We start from the raw sequence: 9,918 nt of genomic DNA, 5'->3' as shown, positions 1-9,918 counted from the left end.
TAGGGGTAGCCCTCCGTGAAAATAGCTCGATGCCAGGTTTAATATTTAACAACAACGCCTCCTCTATTCTTTTAGAGGGGGGTTTTGTTTTCGGTGGCGATTTTTTAGCTTTCCCGACAGAAGCCCCACGCTCACTATACCGGAGCGTGGGATGAATACAATACGCGCGAGTGAGGAATTGCCAAACAGGCGAAATTGAACGCAGTTCAATCAGGATCGTTGGTCAATGACGAATGAACATTTTCCGATTTAAGAGAATCTATCCAATCTTCCACTAAGGACGTAATAGTTTTATCTTTGGCGGCGGCGTAAGTTTGCAATATTCGCATTCTTCTTTCGCTCATTCTCAGGCTTAATCTTTTATTTTTCATAACGGGTAGTTAATGGCTATCCTTTATGTTATATTATAAACAGGTCGAGTGCGATTCGTTGTTAGCTGAATCACGGTAATCAGTCCGTACATAAGTTAACCAACTCAATCCAATCATGGAAAAAGGTTGAACTCTCGGTCTGATATGGGTGCAAGTCCCATCTACCAGACTCAGGTATGACTCCCTATCTGCCCACGATGACCCGACTCGGTATCGGGAGGTCGAAGCTCTTAACTGGGCATAATCAGACACCCGTTGTGGGATGACACTGATGCTAACGGGGAGTTCCCATGGTCAAACAGAGCCTAAAAAAGCAACTTACATCTAAGCAGGACACAACAACAACACCTGACTTCATTGGAGTTAATTCCCGCCGAACGTTTAAGCTAGTATCGGCAAGAGTCTAGGGAATCCAGCAGTTGAATTGGCTACACCTAACGGAACTAACAATCTAACCGAGGGAACGAATAAAAACGGGTTGAGGGTCTAAGGGCGGATTCGTTCCCTATAAGTAGGCTGGACGAGCAGCGGAACTCCTCCAATTCGGGTAGGACAGACCGTAATTGGTCTGAGGTGTTCAGAATACACAAATGGTCGCAGAGCATGATTGGACACAGAGATAACTAAGCGTGAATCTTGGAAGACGTTGCCCTGGAAGAAATTCCGCCGCAGCTTATTCCGCCTACAAAAACGAGTGTATAAAGCGGTTCAAGTTGGAGACAAGCGCAAAGCTAAGTCCCTACAAAAACTGATTCTGAAATCAACCGCAGCAAGATTACTGGCTATCCGGCAAGTATCACAGCTAAACGCTGGGAAGAAGACCGGAGGAATTGATGGCAAAAAGTCCCTGAATTTCCAGGAACGCTTCGAGCTTAATGAACTGCTAAAAGCATCAAGTGGCAACTGGAAACACCAGGGGCTAAGAGAAATACCCATCCCTAAAAAGGACGGTACTACCAGGATGCTGAAAATCCCCACTATTGCCGATAGGGCTTATCAATGCCTTGTCAAATACGCATTAGAACCAGCTTGCGCGTTGCAACCTTCCACGCCAAGAGTTACGGGTTTAGAACGGGACGCTCGGCGCATGACGCACAGAAAATCCTGTTCAACAGCCTAAACTCACAAGCCAATGGAATAAATAAACGAGTTATAGAACTCGATATTGAAAAATGCTTTGACAGGATAAACCACACCGCCATCATGGATAAACTCATAGCTCCTTATAGCATAAAACAGGGAATATTCCGCTGTCTCAAAGCCGGAGTTAATCCAGAATTTCCCGAACAAGGAACACCTCAAGGGGGTGTGGTAAGTCCACTTTTAGCTAACATCGCCTTGAATGGGATTGAAAGTATTCATAGATATCATGCGATGTCTAACTACAGAATTACAGACAAAACCTCAAAGGAGAGTATTGTTGAACCAACAATCCGTTATGCGGATGACATGGTGATAATACTCAGACCCCAAGACGATGCGACTGAAATACTTGACAAAATCAGCCAGTTTTTAGCAGAGCGGGGAATGAAAGTCAGCGAGAAAAAGACCAAGCTAACCGCCACGACAGATGGATTTGACAACTCGAATTATGGTGCTACCACAAAGGCTGAGAAATTAGCCCCTGTAGTTAGAGGTTGGAGGAATTACCACCGCTTCTGCAAGATGGACGGGTCAAGAAACTCGTTATTCCACATCAAAACAAGAGCTTTCAGGGTATTCAATAAGGAAACTAAGCAAAACCGCTACACTAGCAAGAAATTACTAGATAAGGCGTTTCCATCAGTTCCTTATTCCGAACATAAACACATCAATGTCAAAGGGGAGAAATCACCTTATGACGGAGATTTGAGTTATTGGAGCGAACGTAACAGCAAGCTCTATAACAACGACACCTCTAAAGCCCTCAAACGGCAAAACCATAAATGTGGTCATTGTGGGTTAAAAATGCTCAGTGACGAGAAGGTACATTTACATCATATAGATGGAAACCACCAAAACTGGAAAACAAAAAAACCTTCTAGCAATTCACTTTCATCTGCCACGATTATACTCACATGAGCAAACGCGAAAGCTAAGAACATCGGAAGCCACCGCGTGAAAGTCGCACGCCCAGATTTAACAGAGAGGGGCGGGAAATAATATTCCCCCTCGACTCTACCAAGGAAAATAAAAATATGAGAACATCTTATCAGTACCGATTAAAACCAACTAAAGAACAAGCCGAAAAGATTGATAAAACATTAGATATGCTGCGGCATCAGTACAATTATCAACTAGCTCAACGCTTCCATTGGTACGAACAAAACCGTTCTCCTACTGATAGATGTTCCATTTTTGTTTGTCATTTACCAGAACTAAAAGACAAGCCTAACCGCTTTAGTCAACAAGCATCATTAACCCAACTTAAAAAAGACCGCCCTTGGTACACAAGTATTCATTCTCAGGTGCTACAGGAAGTCCCCAAGAAGGTCGAGATAGCTTTTGATAGATGGCTAAAAGGTGATGTTAACGGTAAAAAATCGGGTAGACCTAGATTTAAAGGTGCGGGGCAATATAAAACATTTACCTTTCCTCAGTTCAAACGACACCACTTTACTAATAACAAAATTACGCTATCAAAAATAGGTGATATTAAAGTAATTGTTCACCGTCAAATACCCGGTGGGTTTGATATTAAAACTGTGTCTGTCACCAAAAAAGCCGATGGCTACTATGTAACCCTAAGCCTTGACGACAATACAGTTCCCACAATTAAACCTGATTTTAATGCTAATAATATCGTTGGGATTGATGTAGGTTTAATTGATTTTATTGTCACCTCAGACGACGAAAGAATTGCCGCCCCTAAGTTTTTACGCAAGGCTGAACGCAAATTAAAATCTGCACAGCGTCGCGTATCTCGTAGGAAGAAAGGTTCTAATCGTCGTAAAAAAGCGATTAAGAAACTGGGTATCCAACACAAGAAAGTATCAGATACCCGCAAAGATTTTCATTTTAAAACTGCAAACAATCTACTCAAAAAGTACGATGTAGTAGCTGTGGAAAAGTTGAATATAAAAGGACTCGCTAGAACATGGTTGGCAAAAAGTATTAACGATGCCGGTTGGGGACAATTTATAACGATTCTTTCAAACAAAGCCGAGAATGCTGGTTTGAAAGTAATCGCTGTAAATCCAAACGGGACAAGCCAAGAATGCTCTAGTTGTGGTCACAAAGTTAAAAAGCCGCTATCCCAAAGAACGCACAATTGCCCTAACTGTAAGGTCAGTTTGTGCCGGGATTTGAATGCTTCAATTAAGTGCGATTCGTTCAGTCGAAACCGAGCAATCGGGGGATGACTGGCTTCTACAGGGTAATCCTCAAGGATTGAGTTCGCACTTTAATCCCTTGTAGATGACAACTTCATAACCTTACAGGTGAACGTTAGTACCCTAGTGGTCTGTCAAGCCCTGTCCTCCAGACGTAGGAGTGAAAACATATCCCCCACTGTAGAGACTAGCCATCAATCGGTGAAGCGGGGATAAAATCGGAAAGAGCTACTAGCCTAAAAGTGGTATCCCGTGAGTAAGTTCTTATGGATAACAAATGCTAAGTCACTGTTTGAATCATCGTTACCGCGAACCAGCGAAATAAGGCTGTCTGCGCTGGAAGTCCCAAAAAGGGCATAGGAAAATAAATAGGGGTGGTATGAGGATTTGAATCGGCATACCTACGTTACCCAAAAACCCGGTGAAAAGGTGACATCCTAACAGAACAAAACAAAGGTTATGAGGAACGAAGTAACTCACTTGATTACTCTCAAAGAGGTCGAATACTTTGAGTAGTCAGCTAAGACGAAAACTCTGGATTAAAACCAGGTAACAGGTGAGAGAGATTGGGTCAGAAGCTAACGCCTTGCTGTAATGGTAAGGATATGCCCACAGACACACGGTAAAACGGAAAGTATAGCTACTAGTAGCAATAAATAAGTCATGAACACGGCGTTAAAACCGATGTATGAATGGAAAGATATTAACTGGCGAAAGCTAGAACGTAACATTTTCAAGTTGCAAAAGCGGATATACCAAGCGTCTAGTCGTGGTGATGTCAAAATGGCATTAGAACCAGAATGGGAAGCGCGATTTGAACCTAACTCATACGGGTTCAGACCTGGACGCTCATGTCACGATGCGGTTGGAGCAATATTTAATTCAATTCGTTCAAAATCCAAATTTGTTTTGGATGCCGATATCAGCAAATGCTTTGACCGCATTAATCACGATGTACTTCTCAAGAAACTTAATACCTATCCAACCCTACGAAGACAAATTCGAGCTTGGTTAAAAGCTGGTGTTATGGATGGGAAGAATCTGTTCCCAACTGATGAAGGCACACCACAAGGCGGGGTAATCTCACCTCTACTTGCTAATGTTGCCCTACATGGAATGGAAGAACTGATTATAGGATTAGCTCCAAAATTTGATATGAAGCGACCCGACAATACTCAATTGAGTGTTAGAGATAAACTGAAATCAATTTCATTAATCAGATACGCAGATGACTTTGTAATAGTTCACGAGAACCTAGAAGTCATAAAAATGTGTAAAACAGAGATAGAGAAGTGGTTAAGTGACATCGGGTTAGAACTAAAACCGAGTAAAACAAGATTAGCCCATACCCTGAACAAACTAGAAGATGAAGAACCTGGATTTAATTTTCTAGGATTCAACATTAGACAATTTCCAGTTGGAAAATACAATTCAGGGAGTAAAAGCAGAGGTGGTTTATTAGGTTTTAAGACTATTATCACTCCTAGTAAAGAAAGCCAGAAAAGGCACTATAAAAAAGTGGCTGAAGTAATAGATAAGTCACGTGGGTTAGACCAAGCGACTTTGATTATGAAACTCAATCCCATTATACGGGGTTGGTGCAATTACTTCTCTACTGTCGTTAGCCAGAAAATATTTGAAAGGCTATGGCATTTGGTTGTCTGGAAGCTTCTTAAATGGGGTCGTCATCGTCATCGAAATAAAGGTAGAGGGTGGATACGCCTTCAATACTTCAAAACCGTAGAAGGCAATAACTGGACATTCGCCACCAGGGAGGACAAAAATCCTCTAACGCTCATACAACATAGCTCCACTGAAATAAAACGCTATGTAAAAGTCAAAGGGATAGCATCCCCTTATGACGGTGACTGGATTTATTGGAGTTCAAGAATGGGTACACATCCCGAAGTGTCTACCAGAGTAGCAAAACTACTCAAAAGGCAAAAAGGAAAATGCGCTCACTGCGGTAACTACTTCACCGATGGAGATTCGATTGAAGTTGACCATCTTGTTCCTACATCTCTTGGTGGACGGAACTCATATGATAACTGGCAACTACTCCACCGACATTGCCATGATAAAAAGACTGCCCTCGATGGTAGTCTCGGTAACAAATTAGCACATTAATATGCTAAACCTAAGCCACCTGTAGAACCCGCTATTACGGGGAAAACGATGTGTTGACAATGACGTTCTGATGACAACAGCCGTTTTACTGAGGAGCGGAATGATGGGAAACTATCACGTTCCGTTTTGGAGAGCAGTGGAGGGGGCAACTCCTTCACTGACTTTAATTATCAAGAACCGTGGGACACACGGTCTTAAAGCTCAATCAATGTCCGGATTAGGAGTCGTTGAGAAGCCCACACTCACCTGTTCGCGCAAGCGTGCCGCAAGGCATAAGGGAGTGTGTGGAGTATGTCACCGATGACTACTACGAATAAAGCTATCGCTACTTGTATATTTTGTATATTTATGCCTAAGCTTTGGAAAAAGCCTATCCAGATGCTCATAAACTGTCAATTAAAGAGGGTAAACTTGCTAAATTTGGGGCTGCTGACAGCTAGATAATTTCTACCCATAAATAGACAAAACTAACAGAAAGTCTATATAATTTATGAAAATAACGGTGCTGTTCTCGATTCAGTTGTTTTGGTGTTAAAGATTGTCTAATCCAATATTTTATCAATGGAAACCATAATAATTTTACGCAGAGTTTACCTATTCCTAAAAATCTTTGGTTCTACCGTTCCCCTTATGATCAAACATCCTTTTAATATATCCAAAAGAAAATATTAAAACCTCAAATCCAATCGGTGTAGGGGTTTCAGGGATATTTTACCGAAAATATCATAAAGGGAGCGGTAGAGCCAAATCTTTGTAGATTACGTTTCCTGCTTTCATATTTAATTGGTTGGGGAAACAAGCTGGCCAATTTCGACAGTTTTACTTGGCGATGAGCTTGTATTAATAACAACAATATTTCTAACGTCAAATACTGCTGTTCACTCAAATGCTTTCGGAAAATTGTTTCATATGATTGTGGTAACATTTTTTTCTTTGGGGCTTCCTTGTCTCTATTTTTTTTACCCCCTTATTTTCTCAAATTATTGCCACATCTCATCTTCAACCGTCTTGTCACCCGTTAAGAGGTAGAACAGAGGGCGCACAGGTAGAGCAAATGATTTTGTTTTATGAAGCCTGTCAGCGTCTTAATCATGAAGGGGAATCCATCACAATGGATGCAATAAACGCCAAAATTAACCAAATATGGGATGAGTTAATAAGTAATGAGTAAATTTTATTTCTATCTCTGAGATTATACTGTATTTGGTTTTTCCTCTAAGAATTGTACTGAAATATGCTGGAACACCCCACAATTAATAAATTCCAAGAAATCTGGACAAGCACCGACTACCAATATTTGTAAGAACCTGCAATTATAATCGCCTCGACCTGCAATCATCGCTATTTCCAACCAGAATTAGTTACAACTATAATTTGACTTGAACCAGGATTAACTGCAACTGAACCTGCAATCATCAGGTTTACGACGGTCTGTCAGGTTTTCCCAGGAGCGAGTTTGAGAGCTTTGTTTACGCTTCGGTTTGGTCAGTGTTTTGGTAGCCATTATGTACTCAACTCTGATTGCCTTAGAGTTAAGCTAACAAGGCTTTGTATGAGTTGACATAGACCTAATGGCTATTTATTTATTGTCCATCTGGCTATTCTTGTTATTTCTAGTATTAAAATTCACTATTGTTAGAGTAAATGCGTAGGACTTACATAAAATATTGCTTAATTTAGCGAGAATCTAACCGTTGCCTTGAGAATGGTCGTTGAGAAGCAGGGAGTAAACAAAATGGCACTTTTTGAGTGTTTCCATTAACAAAGATATTTTTGTTTAGCCCCACCATCGCGCTACATCCTGTATGGCATTATTAACTTCTGCTATTCCTACCTAATTTCAATAGGCTCAAATGTACACATATCCCCCTTGGAGGTTACGGTTACAAGTTCCACTGGTTTAATGCGATCGCCCTGGCGATCAAACTTCACTACTTCTTCGTCACCACTTGGGGCAGAAAAATCTGGCTTTGATATGGTTTCTTGAAGATTTTGACGGGTGGGGTTAGGAGTCTTTTTTAGTGCTGAAATAATTGCTGATAATGCGTCGTAGCTCATTTTACTACGCCAACTGACTTCCGCCTTAAACAAGTTACTTGCCGTTTTTACATAAGGTGAATTGAGATGATTTTTAACATTCCAAGGTACTGCTAAAATCATCCCCTGGGAATCACCACAGCCTATACTTAAAGTGTGTTCGTTAATATACAGTGAATTTCCCCCGGTCAAGAGAAGTTTTTTACTGTTGGCTTGCATTATTTGTAATGCTTTATCCAATGTAGACGAATCAGCCGCTAACATTATTACGTCAGATCCAGCAGTTTTGGCTTGTCCAACCATCGCTCCGGCTCTAAAATTTGGATCTGAGAAATCAGCTTCATAGGCTATTTTCCCTTTCTCAATCATATATTCATTTATCAATGATTGTCGGAGAGATTTACTATAATTATTTTGGGAATTATAGAAAATAGCTATTGATTTTTTCTGCAATTTTTGACTAACATACCTAGCGAGTGTACCGCCAGCAATGGCATCATTCACTACAGTTCGTTTGATGTAGTCACCTTTACCTGTAAGGTTAGTAGAAGTCGCAGTCGGAGAAATCATTAAGATTTTTTCTTTTTGGTAAATATCACTTGCAGCCATAGAATTATCACTACTTAAATGCCCAATAATTCCCAGTATATCTTGATTATTAGCAACTGCTTGGGCTATTTTTTTGACTGTATTTTGGTCTTGTGAATCATCAACAAGAGTTATTTTAATAGGAAGCCCATTAATGCCGCCTGCTGCATTAACTTCCCATTGGGCTTGCGCTAAACCCCTAATCATTTCTTCAGCTTTATCTAAATCATCACTTATTGGCGCAACTACGGCAATTTTAATTGACTTCTTTGAGCCAATTTTAGTATTTTCTAACACAATGATAGCTTGGCCATTTCGAGGATTTTTTTGACGATATTGTTCTAACTGTGAAATAGCTAAAGAAAATTGCTGAGAGTTGATTAATTGATTAATTTGTGTTTGCTCTGGTGTCATATTTTTGTATAAGAAGCCAGTTGTCATTTTGGCTGACGGAGGAAATACGACTGGTATTAATCTAGTAACCCCAATCAATAATCCCACTGCAAAGCAGGGTGTTAGCCATAAAAACCGATTTTTCCATCGCTTATTTTTTGCCGAAGAAGAGGATGTTATGTGAGCAAGAGTCTGTTGCGTTCTTATAGATGATGAAGATGAAGATGAAGATGAAGATGAAGATGATAATGATTTTAATTCTGCGAATACTTCCTTAGCAGTTTGATAACGTGCATTTATTTGGACTTGCAGCATTTTTCTTAAGATTTTTTGAAGTTCAGCACTAATTGTGATTTCTGACCATTTGTATTCATCAGTATTAAGATCAAATAATTCCTCTGGCCGGTTACCCGTCAATAATACTAAAGCTGTGACAGCCAAAGAATACAAATCACTGCTATATTCAGGATTTCCATTTTGTACCTCAGGAGGTGTGTAGCCAGGTTTGAAAATTCTTGTCGATGATGAACCTGAGTTCAATTGGTTTATTGGCTGTTTACTACACCCAAAGTCAATAAGAACTGGTTTTTTGTCTTGTTTACGGCAGATAATATTATCAGGAGAAATATCTCGATGGGTGATTCCTTGGAAGTGAACGTATATTAAAACTTTAAGAACGTCTAATAAAAATTGTCTGACTTGGAATTCGGTAAATTCTTCCTGTCTTTCAAAAACACATTCATGATAGGTTTCTCCTTCAATATGCTGTTGAACCAAGAATGAAGCTTGATTATGCAAGATAAATGTGTCAATTAATGTAGGAATTTGATCGTGATTTAACCGACGAAGAATTTTAACTTCTCGTTGAAACAATTCCTGCGCTTTTTCGACTTGTTGAGGATCTGGAGATTGACAGGCAAATTGTTTGATAATAACAAATTCCTCTGAATCTTGATCTTTTGCTAAGTAGGTATTAGCTATATTTCCTATCCTTATTAATTCAATAACTTTGTGGTTATTGATAAAACTGCCGTTACCAAGTATGGTATTCATTGTTTTTCTCCATGTTATCAGTAAAAGTGTAATGCTTT

4 protein-coding genes and 3 pseudogenes are annotated in these 9,918 nt (G+C 40.0%); 3 read left to right on the top strand and 4 right to left on the bottom strand.

Annotated elements, in window-relative coordinates; translation table 11 throughout:
- Window positions 1–206: 206 nt before the first annotated feature.
- Window positions 207–371 (bottom strand): hypothetical protein, encoded by a 165-nt coding sequence (locus AN490_RS09535; RefSeq protein ID WP_300002292.1) that lies wholly within the window; start codon window positions 369–371, stop codon window positions 207–209.
- Between the two features lie 603 nt (window positions 372–974).
- Here AN490_RS09535 and AN490_RS09530 point away from each other — a divergent pair.
- The 3 genes and pseudogenes from AN490_RS09530 to AN490_RS09520 all read left to right on the top strand — a co-directional run bounded on the left by AN490_RS09530 (window position 975) and on the right by AN490_RS09520 (window position 5,809).
- Window positions 975–2,449, top strand: a pseudogene (locus AN490_RS09530) (reverse transcriptase domain-containing protein).
- Between the two features lie 99 nt (window positions 2,450–2,548).
- Window positions 2,549–3,712: a transposase gene (locus AN490_RS09525; RefSeq protein ID WP_300002290.1), complete on the top strand. Its 1,164-nt coding sequence runs from the start codon at window positions 2,549–2,551 to the stop codon at window positions 3,710–3,712.
- Between the two features lie 633 nt (window positions 3,713–4,345).
- Window positions 4,346–5,809 (top strand): reverse transcriptase domain-containing protein, encoded by a 1,464-nt coding sequence (locus AN490_RS09520; protein ID WP_300002288.1) that lies wholly within the window; start codon window positions 4,346–4,348, stop codon window positions 5,807–5,809.
- 484 nt (window positions 5,810–6,293) lie between these two features.
- Here the strand turns inward: AN490_RS09520 and AN490_RS09515 are convergent.
- The 3 genes and pseudogenes from AN490_RS09515 to AN490_RS09505 all read right to left on the bottom strand — a co-directional run.
- Window positions 6,294–6,431 (bottom strand): annotated as a pseudogene (locus tag AN490_RS09515) (IS4 family transposase); the annotation flags it as partial.
- 123 nt (window positions 6,432–6,554) lie between these two features.
- Window positions 6,555–6,734 (bottom strand): annotated as a pseudogene (locus tag AN490_RS09510) (IS4 family transposase); the annotation flags it as partial.
- A 905-nt stretch (window positions 6,735–7,639) separates the two neighbouring features.
- Window positions 7,640–9,880 (bottom strand): bifunctional serine/threonine-protein kinase/ABC transporter substrate-binding protein, encoded by a 2,241-nt coding sequence (locus tag AN490_RS09505; RefSeq protein ID WP_300002286.1) that lies wholly within the window; start codon window positions 9,878–9,880, stop codon window positions 7,640–7,642.
- Window positions 9,881–9,918 lie beyond the last annotated feature (38 nt).

Source organism: Anabaena sp. AL09 (assembly GCF_001672255.1).
In the GTDB taxonomy this organism is placed as follows: Bacteria; Cyanobacteriota; Cyanobacteriia; order Cyanobacteriales; family Nostocaceae; genus Dolichospermum; species Dolichospermum lemmermannii.
This window is presented reverse-complemented; position numbering and strand designations above follow the sequence as displayed.

What these genes read in the sequence shown, in the direction of transcription:
- AN490_RS09520 (WP_300002288.1), top strand. Translation starts at nt 4,346, where the DNA reads ATGAACACGGCGTTAAAACCGATGTATGAATGGAAAGATATTAACTGG.
- AN490_RS09505 (WP_300002286.1), bottom strand. Translation starts at nt 9,880, where the DNA reads ATGAATACCATACTTGGTAACGGCAGTTTTATCAATAACCACAAAGTT.
- AN490_RS09535 (WP_300002292.1), bottom strand. Translation starts at nt 371, where the DNA reads ATGAAAAATAAAAGATTAAGCCTGAGAATGAGCGAAAGAAGAATGCGA.
- AN490_RS09525 (WP_300002290.1), top strand. Translation starts at nt 2,549, where the DNA reads ATGAGAACATCTTATCAGTACCGATTAAAACCAACTAAAGAACAAGCC.